Origin of the sequence: Micromonospora sp. NBC_00330, assembly GCF_036136635.1 — a bacterium.
Classification (GTDB): domain Bacteria; phylum Actinomycetota; class Actinomycetes; order Mycobacteriales; family Micromonosporaceae; genus Micromonospora; species Micromonospora salmantinae.
Genome location: NZ_CP108012.1, coordinates 6,925,736 through 6,952,049 on the forward strand (window position 1 = coordinate 6,925,736; position 26,314 = coordinate 6,952,049).

Consider the following 26,314-nt stretch of genomic DNA (forward strand, 5'->3'; position numbering starts at 1 on the left):
AGCGGCGGCGTGAGCGGGGAGGCGGCGCCGCCGTTGGCGCGGTCCACGCTGGATCGGGCCGCGCACCGGCGGGGTGACTCGCAGTGGCTGACCGAGGCGTGGTTGCGCGCCCGGGTGCTGCTGCTCGACTCGACCGACGAGGGTCGGACGCTGGCCCGCACCGAGACGTCGCCTCCGACGTTGGTGCTGTTCGGGGCGGCTGACGTGCCTTCCGGGTCGGAGTCGATGGCGATGTTCCTGGGTGTCGAGCCGGACGGGGTGCCGGTCTTCGCTGTCGACGCGCCGCTTCCGGCGATCCCGGGGACCCGGGCGGTCCACCTCCGGGAGGTGGGTCACCTGCTCGCCGACCGGGAGGCCGGCATCTTCACCACCGCGTTGGCACTGGTCAACTGGCACACCCGACACGGTTACTCGACGAGCACCGGTGCGCCGACCGCGATGGACGAGGCGGGTTGGTCGAGGGTGGACCGCAATGGTGGGCGGATCTGGCCGCGTACCGACCCGGCGATGATCGTGCTCGTCCACGACGGCGTGGACGGCCCGGACGGCCGCTGCCTACTCGGCAACAATGCCGGCTGGCAGGGCACTCCGGGTGGTCGTCGCTACTCCTGCCTGGCCGGCTACGTGGAGCCGGGGGAGTCGGCGGAGGCGGCCGTGCTGCGCGAGGTCCGCGAGGAGGTGGGCATCGGGGTCGAGCGCATCGGGTACGTGGGCAGCCAGGCCTGGCCGTTCCCCGGCTCGCTGATGCTGGGCTTCCTGGCCACCGCGAACCCGACCGAGCCGGTGCGGGTCGACCCGTCCGAGATCGCGTACGCCAGGTGGTTCTCCCGCCGGGAGATCGGGGCGGCGTTGGCCGGGCAGACGGTGGACGTGGGCGACGGGGCCCGACTGATCCTGCCGCCTCCGTCGTCGATCGCGCTGTTCCTCATCCACCGTTGGCTGGACGGCTGGGTGGACGCCGACCGCTGAGCACGGTCCCGACCCGTGGCCGCCGTTGCCGCGGCGGTCACGGGCCGGGAACACGGGCCGTCGTGGTCGGCGGGTGCGAGTAACGCGGCGGGGGAGCCGGTCCGACCACGACGGACGACCTGTGAAATCAGGTGCCGGTGCGGCCCGGTCTGTGTCGGAAGGCGGGCCGCGACTCGATCAGCGGGAGGACCTTGACCCGTTGTTTGCCGGCACGGACCGCGCCGACGGTGGCCAGGGCCCGGGCCAGCAGCAGCGCGGCGTCCCGGTCCTCGGCGTGCACGATCTGCCGGCGCGGCTCGGGCGTGGTCGTCTCGTCGCGAAGTCGGTGGCCGTCCGCCCAGGCAGCGGCGATGTCCCCGTCAGCGACGGCGCGGATGTCGGTGCGAACGATCAGGAACCGCATGAGGGTCTCCGGATGAACCGCGACGGATGAGCCAGTGTGGAAGTTCCACGTACTCGAGGGTCATGTTACGCCCCGTGTTCGTCCCAGCAACTGAAACGCGCCTATCGGTTTCGAGCCTCGTCCGATCGGCGGATGGCTGCTCAGCAGGGTCGCCGGGTCGCAAAGCGACGGAGTCGGCGGGTACGACGCGACGGGGCCGCCGGCAGTGCGCCGACGGCCCCGTGCCAGTCACCGAATCAGTTCAGATCGAACTGGCCCTTCTTCGCCCCGGTGATGAAACCGAGCCATCCCGCGCGGTTGAACAGCAGCACCGGGCCGCCCCGGTCCTTGCTGTCGCGCAGGGCGACCGCCGACGGGCCGGTGGCCAGTGGGGCGACCTCCACGCAGTTGGAGGTCTGGCTGCGTGTGCTGGTACGCCACGGGGCGTCCGCCAACGAGTGGGCGGAGACGGACGGCGTGTTGCGGATTTCGTTCATGGTTCTGCTCCTGATGTGCAGCGATCCGATGGGACGAGTGGTGCCGCACGTACCGACGGAGGGTCCCCCGTGGATCACCGGTCCGTCAGTCGCCCTGATTCCCGGCGGCGTTGGGCCGGCGCCGTTGCCGGCCCGAACGCCACTGTGGATGGGGGCGTCGCCTCGGTCAGCCGTCCCGCCGCCTCGATCAGCCAGGAGAGGGTGTCCGAGGCGTTAAGTGCCGCCGTGCATAGCCACTCGAACACCACTTTATAGCGATTTAGCGTGATTGACTCGGTCGACATGACGTCGGTGAAGCCACCTTCGATGGCCAATGTCTCCGGATCGAGGGGATCGGCGAACCGATAGACCGAGAAGGCGGTCGGCGGAAGGAACCAATTGCCGATCTGGGTGTCCCGGGGCAGCACGTGCAGGGCCACGTTGGGCAGCAGTGCCAGCTCGCAGAGCTGGAGCAGCTGTTCGTGCAGCACCTCCGGTGGCCCGGCCCGGCGGCCGAGAGCCGCCTCCTCCAACACGGCGGTGTAGCGGGGAGCGTGCGGCTCGCGGGTCAGCAGCGACTGGCGGGCCAACCGCGCCTGCACCTCGGTCTCCGGCTCGTCGCCGGGCTCCGGCTCGCCCGCGCCCGCGTTCACCTGCCGGGCCGACACGATCCGGAGCTGGGCGTACCCGGGGGTCTGCAACAGGCCCGGCACCAGCACCGGGTTGTACTCGGAGATCTCCGCGCAGCCCGCCTCCAACTCGGCCCAACCGCGCTGTTGCTGCGTCATCACCGGGAAGTTCTTCAACCAGCCGCGCATGTCGCCGGCCTCGTTGGTGATGCCCAGCAGCTCGTCGTGCAGCGCCGGGTCGGCGCCGTAGAGGTCGAGCAGGTCGCCGACGTCCTGCGGGTCCGGTCGGCTGCGGCCGTTCTCCAAGCGGGACAGTTTGGACGCGGAGGCCCAACCGATACGCTCGATGACCTGATCGCCGGTGAGGCCCGCGGCCTCACGTAGGCGGCGCAGCTCGACGCCCAACCGGCGACGACGCAGGATCGGGCTGGGTGCGGCAGGAGGCACAGTGTCCTCTTTCCCGTCGACCGCCGCAGACGCGACGGTAACTGTATGAAATTCGCCCCCCACGGTCAGTATGGACGGCGCGACCGGTGTCGGAGGTTCCGGCGAGGGCGTGTCTTGCGAAAATCGCACCACGGGAATGCCGGATGACGACGGACCCGCGGTCGCGGCCCGTCGACCTCGCCCACCTGGGCAGCCATCCCGCCGGAGGGACCCATGCGCACGATCCTGCGCCGACCCGACTTCCGCCTGCTCTTCGGCGGCCTGCTGGCCAGCATGACCGCCGAGTCGATCCTGCTGCTCGCACTCGCCATCTGGGTCAAGGATCTGACCGGCTCGAACGGGTTGGCCGGTGCCACGATCTTCGCGGTCATCGCGCCGATGACGCTGGCGCCGCTGGTCGGCTGGGTCGTCGACCGCTACCCGCGCCGACCGTTCTTCGTGGCCGCGAACGTGCTGACCGCAGCCCTGCTCGCCCCGTTGTTCACCGTCCGCGACGCGGGCGACGTCTGGGTCGTCTACCTGGTGGCCGCCCTGTACGGGCTCTCGTCCATCACGCTCGGGGCGGCGCTCAGCGGTCTCATCCGCGAGATGGTGCCGGTCGAGTTGCTGGCCGATGCGAACGGCGTGCTCCAGACCGTACGTCAGGGGATCCGACTGGTCGGCCCGCTGGTGGGCGCGGCGCTCTACGCGGCGCTCGGCGGGTGGGTGCTGGCCGGAATCGGCATGGTCGGATTTCTGACCGCGGCGGCGGTGGTCACCGCGCTGCCCACCCCGCAACAGCTGCCACCGGCCGTACGACTGCGGTGGCCGGCCGAACTGGGCGCCGGTCTGCGGCACCTGGCCGGCGAGCCGGCCCTGCGACGGGCCCTGCTCGGCTACGGGCTCGGGTCACTGGTGATGGGCTTCAGCGAGTCGCTCATCTTCGCCTACGTCGACCAGGGGCTGAACCGGGATGCCGCGTTCGTGGGGGTGCTGGTCACCGTGCAGGGCATCGGTGGGTTGCTCGGTGGACTCTGCTCACCGACGCTGGTCCGCCGGCTCGGAGAGGTCGGCACGCTGGCCGCCGGAGTCGCCTTCTTCTCCCCGGCCGCGCTCGTGCTCGCGTTCCCCGATCTGTGGCTCGGGTTCGCGGCGGTGCTGCTGGCCGGGGTCTCGCTCCCGCTGACGATGGTGGGTCTGCACACGCTGATCCAGCGACGCACGCCGCCGTCGCTGGTCGGGCGAGTCGCCGCTGCCACCCAGGCGGTGGTCAGCGGGCCGCAGGCGGTCTCCATCGGGGCGGGTGCCCTGCTGGTCGGGTTCCTGGACTACCGGCTGCTGTTCGCGCTGGTCGGGGTGGCCACCCTCGCCGCCGGCAGCTACCTGTGGCGGGGCCGGCACCTGAGCGCGCCGGCCGGGGCCCGCCCGCCGACGCCGCCCACCCGCCCGACGCTCCCGGCACCCCGCCGTCCGGCCGAGGACGCCGACCGACAGGGGCTTCCGACACCCCGCCGTCCGGCCGAGGACGCCGACCGACCCGGGCGTCCGGCACCCACCGACAGTGGCCACCGTGACCCGTTGCCGAACACGACGAGCGGCCGCCCCGGGTGGGGCGGCCGCGCACCGAGAATGAACCGGCAGATCAGGCGTTGAGCGTCTCCAGGTGCTGCTTGACCTGGGTGATCGAGGGATTCGTCAGGGCGCTGCCGTCGGCGAAGCGCAGCGTCGGCACCGTCTGGTTACCGCCGTTGACGCTCATCACGAACTCGGCGGCCTTCGGGTCCTGCTCGATGTCGACCACCTCGTACCCGATGCCCTCCCGGTCGAGCTGCGACTTCAGCCGGTGGCAGTAGCCGCACCAGGGGGTGGAATACATCGTCAGCATGGTCGGATCCTCCAACTGCTCCGGCCGCGGCTTGCGGATCAAGCCGAGGCTGTTCGCTGCAACGCTAGGGGGAGCTGAGATGATTCCTGGTTGTGGTGGTTCACTCAGCGTCGGAACAGGTGCTCGCCGGGCTGGACCCGGAGCAACGCTCCGCCGTGACCGCACCTGCCGGCCCGGTCTGCATCCTGGCCGGCGCCGGCACCGGCAAGACCCGGGCGATCACCTCCCGAATCGCCCACCGGGCGCTCTCCGGGGAGATCTCTCCCCGGCACGTGCTCGCTGTCACCTTCACCGCCCGCGCCGCCGCCGAGATGCGACACCGTCTCACCCTGCTCGGGGCGCACGGTGTCCAGGCGCGGACCTTCCACGCCGCCGCACTGCGCCAGGTGCGGTACTTCGCGCCCCGGCTGCTGGCCGGCCGCGCCATGCCCGAACTGCTGGACAGCAAGGTACGACTGGTCACCCTCGCCGCCGCCCGGGTCGGCCTGCGTACCGACCGGGCCGCCGCCCGCGACCTGGCCGGCGAGATCGAGTGGGCGAAGTCGTCGCTGGTCGAGCCGACGGACTACGTGGTGGCCGCCGCCCGGGCGCTGCGCGACACACCGCACGAGCCGACGAAGGTCGCCGACGTGTTCACCGCGTACGAGCAGCTCAAGCGCTCGAACGGCGTGATCGACTTCGAGGACATGCTGCGGGCCGCGGTGTGGGGCATCGAGGAGCACCCGGACGTCGGCGAGCAGATCCGCACCCAGTACCGGCACTTCGTGGTCGACGAGTACCAGGACGTCAACCCACTCCAGCAGCGGTTGCTGGACGCCTGGCTGGCCGGCCGCAACGACCTGACAGTGGTCGGCGACGCCAGCCAGACGATCTACTCGTTCACCGGGGCGACCTCGGCGTACCTTGTCGACTTTCCCCGCCGGCACCGCAACGCCACAGTGGTCCGGCTGGTCCGTGACTACCGCTCCACACCGCAGGTGGTCGGTCTGGCCAACGCGGTGATCTCCCAGGCCCGGGGCACCGAGGCGCGCCTGCGGCTGGAGTTGAGCGGGCAACGCCCACCCGGCCCCGAGCCGGACCTGCGGATCTTCACCGACGAGCCGGCCGAGGCGAACGCGGTGGCCGCGCGCTGCCGGTCGCTGATCGACGCGGGCACGCCGGCGAAGGAGATCGCCGTGCTGTTCCGCGTCAACGCGCAGTCCGAGGCGTACGAGAAGGCGCTCACCGAGGCCGAGGTGCCGTACGTCGTGCAGGGCGCGGAGCGGTTCTTCGAACGCACCGAGGTGCGCCAGGCGATGGTCGCGCTGCGCGCGGCCACCCGCTCGATCCCGGGGGAGACACCGCTGCCGGCCGCCGTCGTCGAGGCGCTCACCGCCGTCGGCTGGGCCCCGGACGCGCCCCCGGCCGGCGGCGCCGCCCGCGAGCGGTGGGAAGCGCTGTCCGCGCTGGTCCAGCTCGCCGAGGAGTACGCGGCCACCCCCGAGGTCGTGCCGATCGGCGAGGCCGCCTCGGTGGAGCGCCCGGTCACCCTCACCGACTTCACCGAGGAGTTGGCGCGCCGGGCCGCCCAGCAGCACGTGCCGACGGTGGACGGGGTGACGCTGGCGTCCCTGCACTCGGCCAAGGGGTTGGAGTGGGACGCGGTCTTCCTGGTCGGCCTCGCCGAGGGCACCCTGCCCACCGTGTACGCCAAGACCGTCGAACAGGTCGAGGAGGAGCGTCGGCTGCTCTACGTCGGGATCACCCGCGCCCGGGAGTGGTTGTGGCTGTCGTACGCCGCCGCGCGCTCGCCGGGCGGACGGGCGCGGCGGCCGTCGCGGTTCCTGCCGCAACTGGACCGCTCCGGCGGCACCGAACGGGCCACCGGCGGCGCCGGTCCGGCCCGCAGTCCCGAGCGACGGCGAACCCAGATCGTCTCCTGCCGGATCTGCGGCGCCACACTGCTCGCCGGCCCGGACCGCAAGCTCGGTCGTTGCCCCACCTGCCCGTCCGACATAGACGATGAGCTGCACGAACGGCTGCGCGAGTGGCGACAGCGGGTGGCCGGTGCGCAGAAGGTCCCGGCCTACGTGGTCTTCACCGACGCGACGCTTGTCGCGTTGGCCGAGCGGCGACCGGGCCGGTCGGAGGAGTTGATCGCCATCGCCGGTATCGGCCCTCGCAAACTGGGTCTCTACGGAGAGTCGGTGCTGGCCCTCGTGGCCGGTGCCGGGGTGGACGATGTCTGCCCGGAGAAAACTTTCGAAATCTCGTCGTAAATTCGTTTGCCCTCGCCCCGGCGCGAGGAATAGCCTCAGGACACACCACGCGAGCGGCGCCATTCCGGCTGCTCACGAGGTCGGTCCAGTCGATTCGAGGAACGTGAGGGAGGTGGCACCCGTGAAGATCTTCACCTATGAGCGTCTGGCGGCGATGCCGTCTGTCTGCGCTCCGCTGTCGGCTGTCCGGGTGGCCCTTGCGGCTGCACGACCGTCGGTTCCACAGGTGCACCAGGTTCAGGCCGAGCTGATCCTGACCGTCGCGCCCGCTGGAGTCGAGGGGACCAGTGGCTTCACGGGCAATGGCATCCAGGTCGCCAAGAAGCGCATGGATGTCCGCGGCGTTCCACCTCGAGGTAAACCGGTCTGACCATCAGACTCCGGCTCACCTCGAGGCCGCGGAACCCGCTTACCGGGATCCGCGGCCTCAGTTTTTTGCCCGCCGTAAGTACGTCGGAATGCGATCCACGAGATCGAAGTGAGAGAGAGGTGACCGGGAGATGAGTCTGGCGTTGGCCCCCCTCGACATGAGCATCGAGATGGAGGCGAACCTGCCCTGCCGGAAGTTCGACCCCGACCTGTGGTTCTCCGACTCGCCCACCGAGCTCGAGCTGGCCAAGTCACTCTGCGGGGACTGCCCGCTGCGTGTCGAATGCCTGGCCGGAGCCGTTGAGCGAGCGGAGCCGTGGGGCGTCTGGGGCGGCGAGATCTTCGAGCGTGGCGCGGTTGTCCCGCGTAAGCGGCCCCGTGGCCGTCCGCGTAAGGAGGACGTCGCCCGTGACGCCGAGCTTCGGGTCGAGGCCGAGGCGCGCCTGGCGGCCAGTGGGCTGTCCGAGGTGCGTGGCGCGGTCCGGCTGGCAGCCTGACGTGTTCCCGACCCGTTCCAACTACGCCGGTGGCACACCGGCAGTGAGTGAGAAAACGATGTTGAACGTTCCGAGTGGAGCCTTCGAGATGCAACTACTCCACGAAGCGTTGACCCGGGCTCGAATGCGCCGGCCTCAGGCCGGTCGTACCACCACGAGCACTGAGGCAACCCGATCCGCCCGTACCGTCGCCATGACCGGCCGCAACCAGGCGGCTCGCGACCTGGGTGTTCTCTAGTACCACCCCACGCAGAAGGGCGGGTGCCGACCGGCACCCGCCCTTCCCCATGTGGTCAGCCGCCCGGCCTCGGCGTGGTCAGCCGCCCGGGGCTCGACGGTCAGGCGACCGGGGCGAAGCCGGGCAGCCAGCGCTCCAGGATGCTCCGGTAGGGGGCCTTCGCCTCCAACTGGCAGAGCACCCCGATCGACCCGAGCGTCACCCGGTGGATCAGCAGGTACGACGGTGGCAGGTTGAGGCGCTTGCTCAGCTGGTACGTGGGGGAGCGGGGGCTGGCCAGTCGCCCCGCCTCGGCCCGTAGCCAGGCCCGGGTGAACCGGAAACCGTCCGCCGCGATGGGCTCCAGCATGGGGCGGATGAAGTCGAGCACTCCCTCGGCGTCGATCTCCTCGGCCGAGCCGATGAACCCCTCCGACCGTAGCCCCGCCACGACCTCGTCGGCGTCGCCGCGCAGGGCCATCGCGGCGATACGACCGATCGGCTCCGGGGTGCCCTCCGGCATCCGGGCCACCGCACCGAAGTCGATCACCCCGAGTCGACCGTCCGGCAGTAGCCGGAAGTTTCCCGGGTGCGGGTCGGCGTGCAGCAGCCCGGCCCGCTGCGGCGCGGAGAGGTGCAGCGTGGCCATCAACCGACCGGCCTCGTCCCGCTCCTCCTCGGTGCCCTCGCGGATGATGTCGGCCAGCGGGGTGCCCGTCACCCATTCGGTGACCAGCACCCTGGGCGAGGCGTTTACCACTTCCGGGATGAAGATCTCCGGGTCGTCGGCGTACGCGGCGGCGAAGGTGCGCTGCGACTCGGCCTCCAACTCGTAGTCCAACTCCTCGGTGATCCGTTCGCGCAGCTCGGCCAGGAGTGGCTTGACGTCCAGGCCGGGCTGGATGGCCCGGAACATTCCGCCCAGGCGGGAGAGCTGCTTGAGGTCGGCGAGCAGGGCGTCACCGGCCCCCGGATACTGGATCTTGACCGCCACGTCACGGCTGTTCGGTTCGCCCGACTCGTCGAAGCCCGGCTCGCGCCAGCGCGCCCGGTGCACCTGGCCGATGCTGGCCGCGGCGGCCGGGACGTCGTTGAACTCGACGAACAGGTCCCGCCAGTCGGGGCCGAGCTGCTCGGCCAGCACCTTGTGCACGCTGGCGACCGGCAGCGGTGGCGCCGCCTCCTGCAACTTCGTCAGCGCCTGCCGGTAGGGCGCGGCGATCTCCTCCGGCAACGCGGCCTCGAAGACCGACAGCGCCTGGCCGAACTTCATCGCCCCGCCCTTGAGCTGGCCCAGCACGCTGAACAGCTGCTCGGCGGTGCGCTGCTGGATCTCCGCGGAGATCACGTCGGAGGCCAGCCCGGTGACGCGCTTTCCCATCCCGAGAACGGTCCGGCCGGCGAAGCCGAGCGGCAGGGCGGCGAGCTTGGCGGTGCGGGACACGGCGCGGCGCGGGATGTCGGTCACCCGGTCATTGTTACCGACCGGAGGGCCCCGCTGCTGCTCTGCGGCCGGGCTGGTGCGGACACTCGGCCTCGCGAGCACCCACACGCCGGGTGTGGCGGCCAACCCCGACGACGGAAACGGCCGGCAACGGTGATCTCCATGGCACCGCCGAGCGTCTCCGGCTGGCCGCCGTCGAGCTGCGTCAGCGCCTCACCCAGGGCGTACCCGCAGGCGACGAGCAGCGTGCCGGCCGTTGCGGCGGCCACCGGGTCGGCTGCGGCGAGTTGCGCGGCGAGCCGGGGCCAGTCCGGGTCGCGGTCGGCCCGGTGCAGCTCGACACAGTGCAGGCAGGGCCCGGCGGGTGGGCGGACCAACGGCCCGATCACCGGTACGCCTTCGCGCAGTGTGACCAGCAGGTGCGGCTGCCGGCGCTGGGCGAGACCGGCGGCGAGCAGCGCCGGAGGCCGGTCCGTGCCGAGCTGGATCACCAGGTCGATCCGCCCCGCGCGGCTCGGACGGGTGCCGGTGCCCGGTGCGACGCGGTCGACGGCAGCCCGCACCGCCGGTGCGAGCGGCCGACCCAGTTCGGCTGCGGGGATGCCCGTGCCGATCAGGTCGACGGGGCGTACCGAGCCGCTGAGCTGGGGACTAACCTGCCCCACGCCGGACTGGGCCAACGCCACGGTCAGCGGCCCGCCGAGTGCCCCGGCGCCGGTGAGCAGGACGCGGGCCGCCCGCCGCCTCCGCAGGACCTGCGCGGGGGTGCCGGGCAGCCGGGCGGCGGCCAGGGCCAGCGCGCCCGCCTCCGCCGCGAGCCGGGAGCGGACCGGGCCGGTCAGGTCGCGGGGGATCAGGCTGTGCGCGGGCACCAACAGGCCGGCGGCCCGCAGGGTGTCGAGCAGGGTACGCGCGTCGTCGGCGCTGATCTGGGCGGACGCCGCCTGGATCAGCACGGTCCGCTCGCTGCGGGTGCCGTCGAGCAGGTCGAGCAGGTGGGCGGCGCGGGGGTTGGCCAACTCCAGGAGGGCGGCCGGCCCAGGGCCGACGCCGAGTTGGAGGGTGTGCCGGTCCCGCCAGAGTCGGTTGAGACCAGGCAGCAGGGTGGGGCGGGGCAGTACGGTGCGGCTCATGGTCACGAATCGTGACCACGTCTTCGCGTTCAGTCGATCGTTGTCCACAGGCGGTCAAGCCGCTGTCCAGCGCTATCCACAGGATTTGACGGGTTTTCCACAGCCCCTCGCGCCTGTTGTCGGCCACCCGACAGGGGCTACCGCAGCGGTGGCACGCGCTCCCGATTCGGCAACCGGGGGTGGGGTGGCCACCCGGCCACCCCACCCCCGTTCACCCGTTCGGGTCAGACCTTGGCCTTGCCCAGGATGCGGTTCACTGTTGTACCGCATACCGGACACTTGCCCTTGGCCATGTTCATTCCGGTCTTCGAGACCTCGACGTGCCCCTCGAAGTCCCGCTTCTCCTTGCACTTCACGCAGTAACCGTTGTAGGTCGTCTGGGCCTGGTCGGCCACGGTGCCCTCCTCGTCTCGTCCGCCGGTCAATGCCGTTCCGGCGGGGTGCCCGGCGGCGGGCCACACGGGGCGCCGGCGCTGGGTCTCACTCCGCGGCCACCTTCGTGACCGCTGGTCCGCGGACCCTACCCAGGTCTGGGCAGTTCCATGTCAGCTGTGCATCGACACTGTGAGCAAGTCGACGTCGAGAGTGTGCATGGCGAAATAGGTCGGATAAGTCAGTTTGGCGGGGACACGCCGACCAAACCCTGACAGCCACCCGTGCGAGTGCCCCCGCGGCGGCATCCGGGGCGGTGATCACCTACGGTGGAGACGGGCCACGTACCGGTGCCATCAGCGTTCACCAAGGGTGACGAGATGGCGCGATGACGCCGCGGTCAAGAAATTTTCGGGACGGCTGGCGACCAATCACCATTTTCCGGGCGCGTGTCGCGCGGTTGACTCTTGCGGACCCCTGGTCAGTGGGCATTAGCTTGCCTTCGTGACACGTAGTCGAGGCTGCGCGGGCCAGTGATGGCGGGGACGCGCAAGCCGGTCGTCGAGGTGCGGCGCAGTCAGCGTCGACGACGCACGGTGTCCGCGTACCGTGACGGTGAGCGAGTGGTCGTCCTCATCCCCGACCAGTTCTCCCGTGCCGAGGAGAGCGAGTGGGTCGACCGGATGCTCGCCCGGCTCGCCGCCCGGGAGGGGCGCCTCGCCCGGTCCGACGCCGAGCTGCTGGCCCGTGCCAATCGGCTCATCGACCTCTACCTCCCCGGATACGCCACGAAGGCGGTGCCGGCCAGCGTCCGATGGGTCACCAACCAGAATGGCCGGTGGGGCTCCTGCACGCCGGCGGACCGCAGCATCCGAATCTCGCACCGCGTCCAGGAGATGCCCGAATGGGTGATCGACTACGTGTTGCTGCACGAGTTGGCGCACCTCATCGTGCCGAGCCACAACGCCCGGTTCTGGGCGTTGGTCGCTCGCTACCCCAAGGCGGAACGGGCCCGCGGCTACCTCGAAGGGGTCGCCGCCGCCTCCTCCTGCGCACCGCTCCCCACCTGATCCACACGCCCTGAGCCGCTGGGCGCCGCGCGCCGAGATCGACTCGCCTTCCTGAATACCGCGCTGTCCACGCCGCCGGGACACCGCGACTTCAATGAAGCCGAGTCGATCATGCCGTCGAGTCCGTCCAGGACGGCCTGAGGCAGGTGGGTGGTCGGGTTGGTCGGCCTCAGGCAGGTGGGTCGGGGCGGGTGGGGTGGCTGCGTGGGGTGGGGCGCTAGGGTCGGGGGATGGCGCGACGGGTGGTGGTGGCGTTGCTCGGGCCGGTGCACTGGTCGCCGCCCGGCGTCGACCTGGCGCAGTGGCGAGCGGCGCTCGCGGAAGACGTCATCGACCTGTTCGCCACGCTCAACGAGGTGGAGGTCGCGGTCGCGGTGACCCCGGCCGACCGGGCCCTGGCCGATGCGCTGGTGTGGCCCGGTACGGCGGTGTACGAGGTGGCCGAGCCGACGCCGAACGCCGTGTTCGCCGCGCTCGAGGGGTACGACCAAGCGGCAGTGCTGGTCAGTGACGTGCCTGACCTGCCCGCCCTGACCGTCGGCAAGCTGCTCCGCCCACTCACCAGCCGGCCGGTCGCGGTGGCCCCGGTCGAGGGCGGCGGCCCGGGTCTGCTCGGGGTCGCGGTACGACTGCCCGCGCCGGACTGGCTGCCGACGCTGGAGCTGGACACGGCGACGCCGGCCGAGGCGCGCGGCAACGCCCCGCGCCCGGGTGACGTGGCGGTCACCACCGGCTGGCGACGACTGCGCGGCCCGGCTGACCTGGCCACGCTGGACCCGGCCTTCGAGGGTTGGGAAGCGACCCGCGCCCTGCTCTCCGGATCGGGCCGACCCACCTGAATCGACGCACCTGACGAACGCGCCCGGGTGCCCGCTGTCGATCTGCGGGCACCCGGGGCGCAGGCCGTCGAAGCGCGGACGTCAGGACTTGGTGTCGCCCTCGCCGTCGGTCTCGTCGGGCTGACCCGACTGCCCCGACGGACCGGACTGCCCCGACGGACCGGACTGATCCGACTGGCCGGGGGCCGTCTCCTCCACCCCGCTGGGGGCGGTGAAGTCGAAGCTGTCCAGCTCGCTGAGGTCCATGTCGTTCATCGCGAAGGCGACCGGGTCGGCGAAGTCGTCGTCCGACGGGAGCAGGTCCGGGTGGCCCCAGACGGCGTCGCGGCCCTCGATGCCACGGTGCTGCGTGAGCGCGGCCCAGAGCGCCGCGGCCTCGCGCAGTCGGCGGGGGCGCAGTTCCAGACCGACCAGCGCGGCGAAGGTCTGCTCGGCGGGACCGCCTGCGGCCCGGCGGCGGCGGAACGCCTCGCCCAGCCGGACGACGTTGGGCAGCCGGTCGCTGGCGGCGCTGTCGACGACGTGGCACACCCAGCCCTCGACCAGGGCGAGTGCGGTCTCCAGGCGGGCCAGTGAGGCCTTCTGCGCCGGAGTGTCCTCCGGGGTGAAGATGCCCTCGAGGGCGATCGCCTGCATCGACTCGGGGTCGGTCGGGTCGACCCTGCCCATCGCCTCCTCGATCGCCTCCCGGTTGACCCGGATGCCGGAGGCGTACATCTCGACCGCGCTGAGAACGTGCCCACGCAGCCACGGGACGTGCTGGAACAGCCGCTGGTGGGCGGCCTCGCGCAGCGCCACGTAGAGGCGGACCTCGTCCTCGGGCAGCTCCAGGCCCTCGCCGTACGCCCGGATGTTGGCCGGGATCAGCGCGGCCGTGCCGGCCGGGCCGAGCGGCAGCCCGATGTCGCCGGCGGAGAGCACCTCCGCGGCGAGCGAGCCGAGGGCCTGGCCCAGCTGACCGCCGAAGAGCGCGCCACCGAGGGAGGCCACCATCGACTGCATCGGGCCGAGCTGGGCGCGCGCCTCGGGTGGCACCAGGTCGCCCATCGCACCGACCATCCGGCTGGCGACGGGGTCGCACAGCTTGCGCCACACGTCCAGCGTCTTGAAGATCCACTCGTTGCGGTTCCACGCAACGGGGTTCTGGATGCCGGAGGGCCACGCCGAGGCGGGCTCCAACCACAGGTCGGCGAGGCGCAGCGCCTCCTCGACCGCGTTGCGCTCGTACATCGACACCGCCGGGTCACCGGCGGCCGCGAGCTGGCTGGCTGCTACCTGCCGGGCCAGGTCCCAGTTGACCGGCCCGCTGCCCGGCGCGGAGAGCAGGTGCTGCAACTGCGACATGAACTGCTGCATCTGCGCGGGATCGTTGGGGTCTGGTGGCTGCCCACCCGGAAGCGCGAAACCGAACGGAATATCAGGCACGACATCTACGGTACGCGGACCGCGCCCCAGGTAGCCGCCGCTGGCGTTGCGCTGAGGGCGAAGTCGCGCGGCGCATCCGGCGGGTGACCCACGGCCGGTCGGTACGCTCTGCGGCATGAGACGTCGTGGCCTGACGGTCCTGCTCGGTGCCCTGTTCACCGCCCTGCTGAGCATCGGGGTGCTCCGGGTGCCGATTCCGTACGTTGTGCTGGGCCCAGGGCCGACTGTCAACACCCTCGGTACGACCGACGGCAAGGAGGTCATCCAGGTCTCCGGTCGGGAGACCTCGACCTCGGCCGGCCAGTTGCGGCTGACCACGGTGGGGGTGCAGCCCACCGTGCGGTTGCGGGGGGCGATCGCCGGCTGGTTCTCCGACGACGAGGCGGTGGTGCCGCGTGAGCTGGTCTACCCGCCGGGTGAGTCGACGGAGCAGGTCGAGCAGCGCAACGCCGAGGACTTCAAGGCGTCGCAGACCAGCGCGGAGACCGCCGCGCTGCGGGAGTTGGGCTTTCCGGTGCAGGTGGTCGTCAAGACGGTGGCCGGGGACGGCCCGGCGGCCGGGGCGCTGAAGGCCGGCGACGTGATCACCTCGGTCGACGGCCAGCCGGTGCCGGTGGCGGCGAAGGTCACCGAGCTGGTCCGGGCCAAGCCGGCGGGCACGGCGTTGACCATCGGCTACACCCGGGACAGCGTGCCGGCCACCGCGACGGTGACCAGTCAGGAGCAGGACGGCCGACCGCGGATCGGTGTCGAGATCGATCAGCAGCAGCCGCACCCGTTCACGCTCGGCATCGACCTGGGGGACATCGGTGGGCCGAGCGCCGGTCTGATGTTCGCCCTGGGGATCGTTGACAAGTTGACCCCGGCCGACCTCACCGGCGGCAAGGTCATCGCCGGCACCGGCACCATCGACGACGAGGGCGTCGTCGGCCCGATCGGCGGGATCGCCCAGAAGCTCGTCGGCGCCAAGCGCGCCGGGGCGAAGGTCTTCCTGGTGCCGGCGGACAACTGCGCGGAGGCGGTCCGCAACCCGCAGCCCGATCTGCCGCTGTTGCGGGTGGGCTCGTTGGACGAGGCGATGACCGCTCTGGAGACGTTGCGCGCGGGTGGTCAGCCGACGCGTTGCTGACCGGTGTGACCGTGCCCCGACACGCTCAGGAACACCCCGTACTCTGGGTGCCTGGTCGGAGCCGATCATATCGAGCGTGCGGAGCCAACAGTGGTCATGCGTAGCAGCAGCCCCCTCCCGAGGATGAGCCGGCGCGGGCGCGTCACCATCGCGGTCCTGGTCGGGGTGTTCGTGCTCTTCACCCTGCTCGGCTGGGGTGTCCAGGCGTGGACCGACTGGCTCTGGTTCGACGAGGTCCGCTACACCGAGGTCTTCACCGGTGTCCTGCTCACCCGGCTGGTGCTCTTCCTCGCCGTCGGCCTCGGCATGGCGCTGATCGTCGGCGGCAATCTGTGGCTGGCCTACCGGTTGCGCCCGCGAATGCGTCCGCACTCGGTGGAGCAGGCGACCCTGGAGCGCTACCGGATGGTGCTCAGTCCGCGTCTCGGCACCTGGATCTCGCTGGCCGCCGCTGGGGTCGGGCTCTTCGCCGGTCTCTCCGCGCAGAACCGGTGGAACCAGTGGCTGCTCTTCCGCAACGGCGGTGACTTCGGCATCAAGGACCCGGAGTTCGGGGTCGACATCGGCTTCTACGTCTTCCAACTGCCGTTCTGGCGTTACCTGCTCGGGGTCGCCTTCACCGCTGTGGTGCTGGCCGTGATCGGCGCGCTGGCGGTGCACTACCTCTTCGGCGGGGTCCGCCTGCAGGGCGTCGGCGACCGGATGAGCAACGCGGCCCGCGCGCACCTGAGCACCCTGGTCGCGGTCTTCGTGCTGTTGAAGGCGATCGCGTACGTGTTGGACCGGCGGGCAATGCTGCTGGAGTACAACGAGGGCGCCAAGTTGTACGGCGCCGGCTACGCCGACGTCAACGCGTTGCTGCCGGCGAAGGAGATCCTCGCCTACATCTCGATCGTGGTGGCGATCGCGATCCTCGTGTTCTCCAACGCCTGGATGCGGAACCTGGTCTGGCCGGGGATCTCGCTGGCGCTGCTCGGCGTGTCCGCGGTGGCCATCGGCGGCATCTACCCCTGGGCGGTGCAGACCTTCGAGGTCAAGCCGAGCGCCAAGGACAAGGAAGCGCCGTACATCCAGCGCAGCATCGACGCGACGCGGGCGGCGTTCGGGTTGGGGGCCACCGAGACGACCCCGTACGCGGCGAACAACCTCACCCCACCGGGGAACCTGGCCACCGACACCTCGGTGGTGTCGAACGTGCGGCTGCTCGACCCGCAACTGGTCAGCGAGACGTACACCCAGCTCCAGCAGGTGCGTGGCTTCTACGACTTCGGTCCGAAGCTGGACATCGACCGGTACGGGGTGAACGGCAAGGTCTCCGACTACGTGGTCGGCGTCCGCGAGATCAACTACGGCGAGCTGACCGACCAGCAGAACACCTGGATCAACAGGCACACCGTCTACACCCACGGGTACGGGCTGGTGGCCGCCCCGGCCAACCAGGTGGTCTGCGGCGGGCAGCCGTTCTTCGTCTCCGGCTTCCTCGGCGAGAAGACCCAGGAGGCCTGCTCCTCGCAGACCGAGCAGATCCCGGCCAAGCAGCCGCGCATCTACTACGGCGAGCGGATGGCGGCCGACGACTACGCCATCGTCGGGCAGTCCGACCCGAACAAGAAGGCCGAGTTCGACAGGCCGGTCGGTGAGGGCGGCGGCGAGTCCTACACCTACACGGGTGAGGGCGGTGTGGAGATCGGCTCCTTCACCCGGCGACTGCTGTACGCCATCAAGGAGCAGGAGTCGAACTTCCTGCTCTCCGAGGCGGTCAACAAGGACTCCAAGCTGCTCTACGTGCGCAACCCGCGCGACCGGGTGGAGAAGGTAGCGCCGTTCCTCACCCTGGACGGCGACCCGTACCCGGCGGTGGTCGACGGTCGGGTGCAGTGGATCGTGGACGGCTACACCACGGCGGCCTCCTACCCGTACGCGGAGAGGGTCAACCTGCAGACCGAGACCACCGACGAGTTGACCAACCGGGGCACCTTCCAGCTGGCCCGCGAAGACGTCAACTACATGCGCAACTCGGTGAAGGCAACCGTCGACGCGTACGACGGCACTGTGAAGCTCTACGAGTACGACGACACCGACCCGGTGCTCAAGGCGTGGAACAAGGCGTTCGGCGGTGACCTGGTGCTGCCGAAGGCGGAAATCCCGGTCGAGCTGACCGAGCACCTGCGCTACCCGGCGGACATGTTCAAGGTGCAGCGCAATCTGCTCACCAAGTTCCACGTGACCAACCCGGGTGACTTCTACTCCGCACAGGACTTCTGGCAGGTGCCCAACGTGCCGGACGCCCCGGACAGCGGCCAGAAGCAGCCTCCGTACTACCTGTTCACCCAGTTCCCCGGGCAGGAGAGCCCCCGGTTCCAGCTCACCTCGGCGGTCACCCCGAACGGCCGGCAGAACCTCGCCGCGCTGATCTCCGGGTCGTACGTCGAGGGGAAGCCCCGGCTGGAGGTGCTGGAGTTGCCGGACCAGACCCGGATCTCCGGCCCGGTGCAGGTGCACCAGCAGATGACGAACAACGCGAACATCCGTCAGCAGCTCAACCTGCTCTCCAGCAACCAGGCGCAGGTGCAGTACGGCAACCTGCTCTCGTTGCCCTTCGCCGACGGCATGCTCTACGTGGAGCCGGTCTACGTGAAGAGCAACCAGCAGGACGCGTACCCGCTGTTGCAGAAGGTGCTGCTCTCGTACGGTGACGGCGGCTCCTTCGTGGCGCTCGCCGACAACATCAACGACGGCATCAAGCAGTTGGTCGAGCAGGGCAAGAAGGCCGGGCAGGGCACGTCGCCGCCGCCGACGACCGGGGGCAACCCGACGACGCCCACGCCGACGCCTTCGGGCACGGCGACGCCAGCGCCGACGGCGACCCCGAGCCCCGGCACCCCACCGCCGACCGGTGACCTGGCTGCCGCCGCGGATCGGGTGCAGACCGCTATCACCGAGGTCCGGGCCGCGCAGACGTCGGGCGACTTCGAGCGGTACGGGCGTGCGCTGAAGGCCCTCGACGAGGCGCTCACCGCGTTCCAGCAGGCGCAGCAGGCCGCTGGTGCGCCGGGTGCCAGCCCGAGTGCCGGAGGCTGACCCGCCACCGCACAGTTTCTCCCGAGCCCCCGTCGCTCGGACCGCATCAGGTCCGAACGGCGGGGGCTCGGCCGTTGTCCTGATCTGTGCGTATCTGTCACGTCACCGACAGCACCCTCCACCGCCGCAACCTGCGACGCCGGTCCGCCGTCCTCAATGCAACGGGGTGGGGACGAGGGGGAACAGTCGTGCGGGACGCGCAGAGCTTCGATGACTTCTACCGCAGCACCGCCCGGCGGACGCTGCGGTACGGCTATGCGGTCGCTGGCGACCACAGTGAGGCGCAGGACCTGGTGCAGGAGGCGTACACCCGGGCCTGGCGGCAGTGGGGGCGACTGTCGTCGCATCCGGCGCCGGAGGCGTGGCTGCGACTCGTGGTGGCCCGGCTGGCCACTGACCGCTGGCGGCGCCTGCACCGTTGGCGGGTGGTGCTGAGCCGTTCCGGACCACCGGCGGTCGCACCCCCGCCCAGCGAGGACGGGGTGCTCTTGGTCGGAGCGCTCCGGCAGTTGCCCGCCACGCACCGGCAGGCGCTGGCCCTGCACTACCTCTTCGACATGTCCGTCGAGGAGATCGCCCGGGAGACCGACGTCCCGGTCGGCACCGTGAAGTCCTGGCTGTCCCGAGGTCGGTCCCGGCTGGCCGCGCTGCTGCCCGACCTCAGCGCCGTGGAGTTGGAGGCGAACGATGTCAGTTGAACTCTCTGACCTGTACCGGTCGCTCAGCACCGTCGCGGACGGGCACGAGCTGACCCGTCCCGAGTCACTTCGGCGGTTCGCCGACCGGCGGGCCCGAGCCCGGGTAGCCGGTTCGACGCTCGCGGTGGCGCTGCTCGTGGGCGGGGTTGCCGTCGGTGGCCGACTGGCGTACCCGGCGGACGGCTCCGCACCGCTGCCGCCGCCTGCCGACACCCCTGGCCCGCTGCCGACCGGGGCGCCGGCGACCTTCCCGCCGTCACCCACGCCGACTCCGGTGTCGACACCCTCGTCCGCGCCGCCGTCGCGGACCACGCCGAGTGGTACGCCGTCGCAGCCGGCCACCGGACCGGCGGCACCTCGGCCGCCCACCTCGATCCCGGACCGCGCCTTCTTCGTGCTGGCGGCCCCGAATCGGACCGGACTGGAATCCTCGGGGGAGGGTCCGGCACTGCCGACGCTGTGTGGGACGCGCCTGTCCAGCGACTCGGCAATGGTCCAACGCCGTGGCCGCTACCTGGCCTACAAGTTGCCGGAGACGCCGACGGGGCACGTCCCGGACGGCAGCTACCGGCACACCATCACCATCTACCGGGCCGGCCGGGCCGACGACGCGTTGCGGGAGCTGCGGCAGGCGGTGCGCGGCTGCCCCGACCAGAAGCTGTCCGACGACAACAGGACGTGGCGGCAGCGGCTGTTGACCTCGGGGGTGTACGGGGACGAGTCGGTGCTGTTCGAGATGCGGGCCCCGATGCCGGACGGGATGGACGAGCCGGGTACGGAGGAGGTTCGGCTGGTCCGGGCGGTCCGGGTCGGCGACGTGGTGACGGTGCTCTGGGAGCAGGGTTGGGAGCACACGGCGGCCGCTCGGTCCCAGGTCGATGCCGACAGTCGACGGGCGGTCGCGGCGATCGAGAACTGGCTCGACTGACAACGGCCCAGGTCAGGGGTGTCGGCGAGTGCGGTATCGGCGTCGCTTTGCGGTGTCCCGGGTCGGTGCGCTACGGTTATCGAGCCGACGCGGGGTGGAGCAGCTCGGTAGCTCGCTGGGCTCATAACCCAGAGGTCGCAGGTTCAAATCCTGTCCCCGCTACGAGAGAAAGCCCGTCCTGGGAAACGCCGGGGCGGGCTTTCGGCATTGTCCGGCACGTCGGGCATCGTCGAGTACGGGCGCCCGCAGCGGTTGGTGACCCCGCTGATCATTGCCCGGAACGGGTGAGTTAGTCTTAACCAGTCGACGCGGGGTGGAGCAGCTCGGTAGCTCGCTGGGCTCATAACCCAGAGGTCGCAGGTTCAAATCCTGTCCCCGCTACCACTGAAAGTGATACGAGTCCGGCCCCCACAGTGTGGGGGCCGGACTTGTTTGGTGCCGATGTCAGGAACGAGGGCCCCCGGAGGGGCCGGCACCTCGTCGGCGCCGACCCCCGGCGGGTTCTACCGCAGGCCGAAGGCCCGGGTGACGGTCTGGGTGACACCGCCACCGTTGCGCTGCTTGGCGGTGACCCGGATCGACACGAAGTCGGCCCGGTGCGGCGCGTTCAGCGACGCCTGCCAGGTGCCCTTCTTCTCCCGCAGGTCCTGCCGCTGCCAGGTCGCCCCGTCGTCGTAGGAGATCTCCAGCTGGAGTGACGAGACGGCGTCCCGAGCCGCGGTGCTGCCCACCACCACGGGCGTGATCGAGAAGTCGGTTCGGCGCTTCGTCCGACCCGCGACGTCCACGTCCGTTCCGTAGTCCAGCTGGACCAGCGGGATGGCCTGCACCTCGGTGCTGCCGCCGGAGACGAAGCTCCACTCGGTGTGCGTGGCGGTCGAGTACGGGCTGAACTCGGGCTTGCCAGTGGTCTCGACGACCAGGCGGTACGGCAGCTTCTCCGGGGACAGGTCACCCGCGCCGACCTCCGGCCAGCCGTCGAACTGGGTGAGCTGCTTGTCGCCCTGATAGAACGTGGCGATCTGCGACATGCTGGCCCCGCCGCTGTGGGCGGCGCCCGCGTCGCCGAATCCCTGGATGTAGGCGCTCATGGCGGTCTCGCCACGGAACGGGATCTCGGTGCTGAGCAGCCGCGGCCGGGTGATGGGCCCGAACCAGCGATCCTTCTGGACGCTGCCCGGCCGGTACGCGATGGCCTCCGTGTTGGACCGCGCCCAGTCGGCGACGTCGGCGTACTGCATCCACTTGATGCCGCCACCCGCGGAGACCCAGTCGGTACGCGGCCCCGGCGCGACCGGCTCGAACGGGAACGGCCGTGCCGCCGCGTACTCGTACGGCGGGAAGTCCATCCGGGTCTCGCTGGACTGCTTCCCCGGGGGCGGGGAGAAGGTGAGATCGATCCGGGCGAGGTTGCGCGGGTCGGTCTTGGCGGACGGGTCCTTCGGCACCCCGCCGATGTGGTAGTCGACCAGGTCGTACAGGTACTTCGCCCTGGGGTGGGCGACCACCACCAGTCGTAGCGGGCTGCGGCCCGCGGCGGTGATCTTCTGGATCAACGCCTCGCCCTCGTCAGTGGTCACCGAGGCCACCGGGATCGGTCCGGTCGTCGCGGCGTCGGGGTTGCCGTACCAGTCGCTCTTACGACCCGCGCGGTCGTTGACCACGACGAGCATCGCGGCACCGGCGGTGTGCGCCGCCGCCGCCTGGTCCGTGGGGGCCACCGAGTCGTCGCCGCGGACGACCACTGCCTTGCCGCGGGCGGAGAGGCCGGCGTAGTCGGCGTCGCCGCCGATTCCCGCGAAGACGGCGTCCAGGCGCGAGGTGCCGTCGGGCAGCGGCGGGGACCCGGGCTGCGCGAGCGGGTCGCTCAGGTGCCTTCCCTGGTAGCTGATTGACAGCGGCGTCTGCTCGGCGCGGATCCGGGTGGTGAAGACGAAGCTGCCCTTCCGCACCTTGTCGGTGGTCGGCAGGGCCCACAGGCTGTCGTAGGCGGTGCCCGGCCAGAACGTCTCGCGGAGGGCGCTCCAGTCGGTGGGTGTCGGCTCGCTCGAGGTGAAGGAGCGGTAGACGTCGATTCTGCTGTTCACGACGGCGGTCGGCTGGGGTGTCGCCACCTTCACCTGGCGGGCCCGCGCGGCGTCGAGTTCCACGACCCGGTTGGTCGTCAGGTCGACCTCGGGAGCGGTCAGCATCGCGAGCCCGAGGGAGCGGGGCCCGTGCAGCCCCTCCACGTCCGTCGCCGTGACGACGGTGTAGGAGCCGGGCGCCAGGCGGGCGGTGAGCTTTCCGTCCGGCACCCACATGAAGGCGGAGCCGGTCTCGGCGTTGACGACCTCCACCTCGCCGCTCATGGGCAGGCCGGAGCGGTCCTTCAGGCGGATGGTGAGGTCGTACTTCTTGGACTCGACGGCGACCCCGACGGCCGTGTGCACCTCGCCGCCGGCGAAGCGGGCCGTGACCTGGGCGGAGTACCTGCCGGCGGTGAGGCCGGCCGGGGCCACCACGACGTCGACTGTCGCGCTGGCCCGGGCGGGCACCGTGACGCGGTCGGCGGTTGCCGTGAACGTCTGCGCGGGGGCGGTGCCGTGGTCGACGGAGAGCTCCACCGCGATCGGGCTGTCAGTGGTGTTGGTGTAGGTGATCGTCCGCCTGATCGGCTGTGGTGCGGTGCCCCAGCCGACGAGTCCGGCGTCCACCGACCCGGACGCGACGACCTGGTCCTGGTGGTAGGCGGCGGCGACGTTCAACCGACCGCTACCGGCCTGGTAGGCGTCGTAGTCGGGCGTGCGGACGCTGGTGCTCATCAGCGCGTCCTTGATCTGCCGCGCGCTCCAGGTCGGGTGCTTCTGCACCAGCAGGGCGGCGGCCCCGGCGACGTGCGGCGCTGCCATCGAGGTGCCACTGTCGGTGTAGTAGTAGCCCTCACCCCAGGGGATGTGCTGCGAGCGCGCCGCCAGCACGTCCACCCCGGGAGCGGTCATGTCGGGCTTGAGGGCCTCGTCGTTCATCCGGGGCCCGACGCTGGAGAAGCCCGCCAGGTGGTCGGAGGTGTCCACCGCGCCGATGGTCAGCGCGGCGTCCGCGGTGCCCGGCGCGCCGAGGGTGTACGGGTCTGGTCCGCTGTTCCCGGCGGCCACGACGAACAGCGCACCCGTCTCGGCGGTCAGCTGGTTGACGGCCTGGCTCAGTGGGTCGTCCTGGGTGTGCCAGGCGCTCACGCCGAGGCTCATGTTGATCACTTTGGCGTGCTCGGACCGTACCGCCCACTCCATGCCCGCGATGATCCCCGAGATGGACCCGCTGCCGTACTCGTCGAGGACCTTGCCGATCACCAGGTCGGCGTCGGGGGCGACGCCCCGTTCCTTGCCGCCGGAGGCGGCGCCCGTACCAGCGACGGTGGAGGCGGTGTGGGTGCCGTGCCCGTTCCGGTCGATCACGTCCTGGCCGGGGATGAAGCTCCGGGAGGCCACCACCTGGTCGGCGAGATCCGGGTGGGTGGTGTCCACCCCGCTGTCCAGGACGGCGACCCGGACACCGCTGCCGGTGCCACCCGCGGCCCACGCAGCGGGCGCGCCGATCTGGGCGGTGGTGTCGGCCAGGGTGGCCTTCGCCTTGCCGTCGAGCCACACCTTGTCGACCCCGGCCGCGAAGGAGGGTGCCGGGGTGGCAGCGCTGCGGCCGGTCGGCGACTGTCCATTGGTGAGGGCCGACCAGAAGTCCGCGGCCTGCGATCGACGGGTGCGGATCGCCTCACCTCGGACGGACGGAAGCTCCAGCGTGGTCTGCGCGCCGGGCAGCGTGGTGCCGGTCCTGAGCTTCGCCGCACTCGTCGTGCGGGTGACGATCAGGGGGAGTTCGGCGGCCCGCGCGTCGTCGTAGCCCTGGGCGACGAGCTGGGTGACGTCGAACAGTTGCTTGTCGAGTCGACCGGTGGCGAGGTACGGCAACGCCTCGTCCGGGTACACGTAGGTGTCCCGGCCCTCAGTGGAGACGCGTACGGAGCCGGTGGCGCCCGGGGCGCGCTCGACATCCACCGATCCGGTTGCGCCGTGGACGCCCGGGGTCACCGTCACCCGGTCGCCGGTGATCAGCGTGACAGTGACGGGTGTGCGATCCGCGTTGCCGCTCGGAGCGGGTCTCGTCGGCGGCGGTGTGGGCGGTGGGGCGCCGTGCGCCGCCGTGGGGGTGAGGAGAGCGGCGACGAGGGTGACGCCGACCGCTGCCGCCGCAGATCTTCGGGTGCGAGAGATCCGCGCACTGTCTACAGAGTTGAGCATGAGGCGAATCCGATCACCTCGAGAGATTCATGTAAAGATCATCATCTTTGCCGGGACGTTGCGAGCGCGTTGCGCCCGGCCGGAAGCTTCCGGACCATCCGGTCCCGTGATTCGGCGTGGACCGACGTGCCGAGGTTGCGCCCTTCGGCGAGGATGGGCACATGTCTTCATTCGGAAAGTGGTGGGGCCGCCTGAGCGCGGTCTTCGGTGCCGTCGTGCTGGCGGTGTTCGTGCCCGTCGCGGCCTGGGCGTCCACGGGCACCGGCGAGCTCGTGGTGGAGGCCGCCCGGCGGCGAGGCCGCAGTGGCTTCGGGGTGCTTCCGCTGCTCTGCTGCCTGGTGGTGGTCGCGATCGTCGTGTTCCTGGTGTTGCGTCTGATGCGCAACCGTCGGGGTGGCCCACCGCGCTGACCGGGCCCCGAGGCGCCGGCGGGTCACCAGCGGCCGGCTCCGGGGCCGGCCGCCGGTGGTCAGACCGCCAGGGCGGCGATGGCCTGGGACAGGAAGCGCGCGGTGGCCTCGCGGGTGCCGTCGCGCTTGACACGGATGCGCTCGGCGGCGGTGACCAGCAGGGTGCGCACCTTGGCGTGCCCCTTCGGCGGCGGCGCCGGCGCCGGCCCGAGCAGGTCGGCGATGCTGGCGCCGAACTCGGCGGCACGTCGCTGGGCCGGGTCGGTGATGCTGCCCTCGGCGTAGCGGCGGACCGCGGCGCTGGCGTTCAGCCCACGCTCGTGGCCGAGAACGGCGCCAACCTCACCGTTGGTGGTCAGAAAGTTGATCACGTCGGCGACCGCGTCCGGGTGGCGTGTGCCCCGGAACCCCGCCCAGTACATCGACGCTCGCGCCCACTGAGCCCCCGTCGGGCCGGGAAGGCCGACGATGCCCAACTCGGACTCGGTGAGTCGTTGCAGCTCCGGTAGCTGGTGCGACCAGGCGAAGGACGCCGCCGTCACCCCGTTCACCACGAGCTGCCGGGCCGGCTCGCCGCTGTCGGCCTGCTCGACCAGGGCCGCGCTCGGCGTGGCCCGGCCCCGGCGGGCCCGCTGCCACAACTCGAACCACGCGATCAGCTCGTCCGCGCCGAAGCCGAGCTGGTTGCCCCGGTAGAACTCGCCGCCCTGCGACCGCAACCAGAGCCAGAGCGCCCGGTAGTCGCCCGACCCGTCCATGGTGCCGGCCACCCGGCGGTCGCTGGCCTCGGTGACCTGCGTGGCCCAGGAAATGTAGTCGGCCCAGGTCATCCCGGCGCGGGGCTCCGGCATCTCCAGCTCCCGCAGCAGGTCCCGGTTGAACACCACCACGGCGTGGGTCTGCCCGGCGGCCACCGCCATCGTCCGCCCCTCCACAGTGCCGTAGCGGATCAGACCCTCCGGCAGGCCCCGAAGATCCAGGTGGTGGTCGGTGAGGTCGAGGATGACCTGACGTTGGGTGTACTCGGTCAGCATGGAGTCGTCGATCTGGATCAGGTCCGGTACGTTCCCGCCGCCCGCCTGGGTGGCCAGCCGGTCGTAGTAGCCGTCGGCGCCCTGCCAGGTGACCCGGAAGGTGACCCGGGGGTTGCGATCCGAGTAGAGCCGCAGGGCCTTCTCGGTGAGCTCGGCCCGCTTGGTGCCACCCCACCAGAAGACCGACAGCTCGACGGGCCCGTCCTGGGTCGACGTGGCCGCGCCGTCGCTGCACCCCGCCAGCCCACCGGACGCGAGCAGAGGTGCGCCGAGCAGCGCGCTGAGCAGTCGGCGCCGGCCCGGGTCGGCGCCGAGGCGGTCGAGCGGGGGTCGAACAACGGGCACGGTGCTCTCCTGGACCTACGG

At 71.2% G+C, this 26,314-nt stretch carries 21 protein-coding genes, 2 tRNA genes and 1 pseudogene; 14 read left to right on the forward strand and 10 right to left on the reverse strand.

Features of this window, described 5'->3' with window-relative positions; genetic code table 11:
* The first annotated feature begins 9 nt into the window (after positions 1-9).
* Entirely contained in the window at positions 10-969 is a 960-nt protein-coding gene (gene nudC, locus OG598_RS31655; RefSeq protein WP_328652248.1) for an NAD(+) diphosphatase, read from the forward strand.
* A gap of 127 nt (positions 970-1,096) precedes the next feature.
* Here the strand turns inward: nudC and OG598_RS31660 are convergent, their stop codons facing one another.
* The 3 genes from OG598_RS31660 to OG598_RS31670 all read right to left on the reverse strand — a co-directional run bounded on the left by OG598_RS31660 (position 1,097) and on the right by OG598_RS31670 (position 2,903).
* Positions 1,097-1,372 carry a hypothetical protein gene (locus tag OG598_RS31660; protein WP_091406149.1) on the reverse strand — a complete coding sequence of 92 codons (276 nt, stop codon included), beginning with the start codon at positions 1,370-1,372 and terminating at the stop codon, positions 1,097-1,099.
* Between the two features lie 236 nt (positions 1,373-1,608).
* A complete protein-coding gene (locus OG598_RS31665; protein ID WP_112583698.1) occupies positions 1,609-1,848 on the reverse strand; it encodes a DUF397 domain-containing protein in 240 nt (79 codons plus the stop codon).
* A 74-nt stretch (positions 1,849-1,922) separates the two neighbouring features.
* A complete protein-coding gene (locus tag OG598_RS31670; protein WP_328652249.1) occupies positions 1,923-2,903 on the reverse strand; it encodes a helix-turn-helix domain-containing protein in 981 nt (326 codons plus the stop codon).
* A 213-nt stretch (positions 2,904-3,116) separates the two neighbouring features.
* Here OG598_RS31670 and OG598_RS31675 point away from each other — a divergent pair.
* Positions 3,117-4,334 (forward strand): annotated as a pseudogene (locus tag OG598_RS31675) (MFS transporter); the annotation flags it as partial.
* A 190-nt stretch (positions 4,335-4,524) separates the two neighbouring features.
* On the opposite strand, the gene OG598_RS31680 reads toward OG598_RS31675, so the two are convergent.
* Positions 4,525-4,767 carry a mycoredoxin gene (locus OG598_RS31680; RefSeq protein ID WP_030337579.1) on the reverse strand — a complete coding sequence of 81 codons (243 nt, stop codon included), beginning with the start codon at positions 4,765-4,767 and terminating at the stop codon, positions 4,525-4,527.
* Between the two features lie 92 nt (positions 4,768-4,859).
* On the opposite strand from OG598_RS31680, the gene OG598_RS31685 reads away from it, so the two are divergent.
* The 3 genes from OG598_RS31685 (at position 4,860) to OG598_RS31695 (ending at position 7,891) form a co-directional block, all read left to right on the forward strand.
* Complete coding sequence (locus tag OG598_RS31685; RefSeq protein WP_328652250.1) at positions 4,860-7,025, forward strand: ATP-dependent DNA helicase UvrD2; 2,166 nt, start codon at positions 4,860-4,862, stop codon at positions 7,023-7,025.
* A gap of 154 nt (positions 7,026-7,179) precedes the next feature.
* Positions 7,180-7,395 carry a hypothetical protein gene (locus tag OG598_RS31690; protein ID WP_181518366.1) on the forward strand — a complete coding sequence of 72 codons (216 nt, stop codon included), beginning with the start codon at positions 7,180-7,182 and terminating at the stop codon, positions 7,393-7,395.
* A 130-nt stretch (positions 7,396-7,525) separates the two neighbouring features.
* Positions 7,526-7,891 (forward strand): WhiB family transcriptional regulator, encoded by a 366-nt coding sequence (locus tag OG598_RS31695; RefSeq protein ID WP_088950048.1) that lies wholly within the window; start codon positions 7,526-7,528, stop codon positions 7,889-7,891.
* Between the two features lie 338 nt (positions 7,892-8,229).
* Here OG598_RS31695 and OG598_RS31700 read toward each other — a convergent pair whose 3' ends face one another.
* The 3 genes from OG598_RS31700 to OG598_RS31710 form a co-directional block, all read right to left on the reverse strand.
* Entirely contained in the window at positions 8,230-9,576 is a 1,347-nt protein-coding gene (locus tag OG598_RS31700) for an ABC1 kinase family protein (protein WP_328652251.1), read from the reverse strand.
* Positions 9,573-10,685: a TOMM precursor leader peptide-binding protein gene (locus OG598_RS31705; protein WP_328652252.1), complete on the reverse strand. Its 1,113-nt coding sequence runs from the start codon at positions 10,683-10,685 to the stop codon at positions 9,573-9,575. The genes OG598_RS31700 and OG598_RS31705 overlap by 4 nt, the downstream gene beginning before the upstream one ends.
* A 224-nt stretch (positions 10,686-10,909) precedes the next feature.
* Entirely contained in the window at positions 10,910-11,080 is a 171-nt protein-coding gene (locus tag OG598_RS31710) for a DUF5679 domain-containing protein (RefSeq protein WP_167457767.1), read from the reverse strand.
* A 513-nt stretch (positions 11,081-11,593) separates the two neighbouring features.
* On the opposite strand from OG598_RS31710, the gene OG598_RS31715 reads away from it, so the two are divergent.
* Together OG598_RS31715 and OG598_RS31720 are read left to right on the forward strand one after the other, a co-directional pair.
* Positions 11,594-12,127, forward strand: a complete 534-nt coding sequence (locus tag OG598_RS31715) for a M48 metallopeptidase family protein (protein WP_328652253.1) — start codon at positions 11,594-11,596, stop codon at positions 12,125-12,127.
* 230 nt (positions 12,128-12,357) lie between these two features.
* Positions 12,358-12,966, forward strand: a complete 609-nt coding sequence (locus OG598_RS31720; protein ID WP_328652254.1) for a hypothetical protein — start codon at positions 12,358-12,360, stop codon at positions 12,964-12,966.
* A gap of 81 nt (positions 12,967-13,047) precedes the next feature.
* Here the strand turns inward: OG598_RS31720 and OG598_RS31725 are convergent, their stop codons facing one another.
* Positions 13,048-14,322, reverse strand: a complete 1,275-nt coding sequence (locus OG598_RS31725; protein WP_328655492.1) for a zinc-dependent metalloprotease — start codon at positions 14,320-14,322, stop codon at positions 13,048-13,050.
* Positions 14,323-14,506: 184 nt separating this feature from the next.
* On the opposite strand from OG598_RS31725, the gene OG598_RS31730 reads away from it, so the two are divergent.
* The 6 genes from OG598_RS31730 to OG598_RS31755 all read left to right on the forward strand — a co-directional run bounded on the left by OG598_RS31730 (position 14,507) and on the right by OG598_RS31755 (position 20,611).
* The gene (locus OG598_RS31730; RefSeq protein ID WP_328652255.1) at positions 14,507-15,520 is read left to right on the forward strand and encodes a YlbL family protein; all 1,014 of its coding nucleotides are present in this window, start codon (positions 14,507-14,509) and stop codon (positions 15,518-15,520) included.
* Positions 15,521-15,616: 96 nt separating this feature from the next.
* Positions 15,617-18,601 (forward strand): UPF0182 family membrane protein, encoded by a 2,985-nt coding sequence (locus OG598_RS31735; RefSeq protein ID WP_328652256.1) that lies wholly within the window; start codon positions 15,617-15,619, stop codon positions 18,599-18,601.
* 188 nt (positions 18,602-18,789) lie between these two features.
* The gene (locus OG598_RS31740) at positions 18,790-19,299 is read left to right on the forward strand and encodes a SigE family RNA polymerase sigma factor (RefSeq protein WP_328652257.1); all 510 of its coding nucleotides are present in this window, start codon (positions 18,790-18,792) and stop codon (positions 19,297-19,299) included.
* On the forward strand, positions 19,289-20,227 hold the full coding sequence (locus OG598_RS31745; RefSeq protein WP_328652258.1) for a hypothetical protein: 939 nt from the start codon (positions 19,289-19,291) through the stop codon (positions 20,225-20,227). Before OG598_RS31740 ends, OG598_RS31745 begins: the two co-directional genes overlap by 11 nt.
* An 88-nt stretch (positions 20,228-20,315) precedes the next feature.
* Positions 20,316-20,389, forward strand: a tRNA-Met gene (locus OG598_RS31750).
* Positions 20,390-20,534: 145 nt separating this feature from the next.
* Positions 20,535-20,611, forward strand: a tRNA-Met gene (locus OG598_RS31755).
* A 119-nt stretch (positions 20,612-20,730) separates the two neighbouring features.
* Here OG598_RS31755 and OG598_RS31760 read toward each other — a convergent pair.
* Positions 20,731-24,504, reverse strand: a complete 3,774-nt coding sequence (locus OG598_RS31760; RefSeq protein ID WP_328652259.1) for a S8 family serine peptidase — start codon at positions 24,502-24,504, stop codon at positions 20,731-20,733.
* 161 nt (positions 24,505-24,665) lie between these two features.
* On the opposite strand from OG598_RS31760, the gene OG598_RS31765 reads away from it, so the two are divergent.
* Positions 24,666-24,914 (forward strand): hypothetical protein, encoded by a 249-nt coding sequence (locus tag OG598_RS31765; RefSeq protein ID WP_030336617.1) that lies wholly within the window; start codon positions 24,666-24,668, stop codon positions 24,912-24,914.
* Between the two features lie 59 nt (positions 24,915-24,973).
* Here OG598_RS31765 and OG598_RS31770 read toward each other — a convergent pair whose 3' ends face one another.
* On the reverse strand, positions 24,974-26,293 hold the full coding sequence (locus tag OG598_RS31770) for an ABC transporter substrate-binding protein (RefSeq protein WP_328652260.1): 1,320 nt from the start codon (positions 26,291-26,293) through the stop codon (positions 24,974-24,976).
* Between the last annotated feature and the right edge of the window lie 21 nt (positions 26,294-26,314).

Excerpts from the sequence above, each read along its gene's own strand:
- OG598_RS31660 (WP_091406149.1), bottom strand. The coding sequence starts at position 1,372 with ATGCGGTTCCTGATCGTTCGCACCGACATCCGCGCCGTCGCTGACGGG.
- OG598_RS31665 (WP_112583698.1), bottom strand. The coding sequence starts at position 1,848 with ATGAACGAAATCCGCAACACGCCGTCCGTCTCCGCCCACTCGTTGGCG.
- OG598_RS31680 (WP_030337579.1), bottom strand. The coding sequence starts at position 4,767 with ATGCTGACGATGTATTCCACCCCCTGGTGCGGCTACTGCCACCGGCTG.
- OG598_RS31690 (WP_181518366.1), top strand. The coding sequence starts at position 7,180 with ATGCCGTCTGTCTGCGCTCCGCTGTCGGCTGTCCGGGTGGCCCTTGCG.
- OG598_RS31695 (WP_088950048.1), top strand. The coding sequence starts at position 7,526 with ATGAGTCTGGCGTTGGCCCCCCTCGACATGAGCATCGAGATGGAGGCG.
- OG598_RS31705 (WP_328652252.1), bottom strand. The coding sequence starts at position 10,685 with ATGAGCCGCACCGTACTGCCCCGCCCCACCCTGCTGCCTGGTCTCAAC.
- OG598_RS31715 (WP_328652253.1), top strand. The coding sequence starts at position 11,594 with ATGGCGGGGACGCGCAAGCCGGTCGTCGAGGTGCGGCGCAGTCAGCGT.
- OG598_RS31720 (WP_328652254.1), top strand. The coding sequence starts at position 12,358 with ATGGCGCGACGGGTGGTGGTGGCGTTGCTCGGGCCGGTGCACTGGTCG.
- OG598_RS31725 (WP_328655492.1), bottom strand. The coding sequence starts at position 14,322 with ATGCAGCAGTTCATGTCGCAGTTGCAGCACCTGCTCTCCGCGCCGGGC.
- OG598_RS31730 (WP_328652255.1), top strand. The coding sequence starts at position 14,507 with ATGAGACGTCGTGGCCTGACGGTCCTGCTCGGTGCCCTGTTCACCGCC.
- OG598_RS31735 (WP_328652256.1), top strand. The coding sequence starts at position 15,617 with ATGCGTAGCAGCAGCCCCCTCCCGAGGATGAGCCGGCGCGGGCGCGTC.
- OG598_RS31745 (WP_328652258.1), top strand. The coding sequence starts at position 19,289 with ATGTCAGTTGAACTCTCTGACCTGTACCGGTCGCTCAGCACCGTCGCG.
- OG598_RS31760 (WP_328652259.1), bottom strand. The coding sequence starts at position 24,504 with ATGCTCAACTCTGTAGACAGTGCGCGGATCTCTCGCACCCGAAGATCT.
- OG598_RS31765 (WP_030336617.1), top strand. The coding sequence starts at position 24,666 with ATGTCTTCATTCGGAAAGTGGTGGGGCCGCCTGAGCGCGGTCTTCGGT.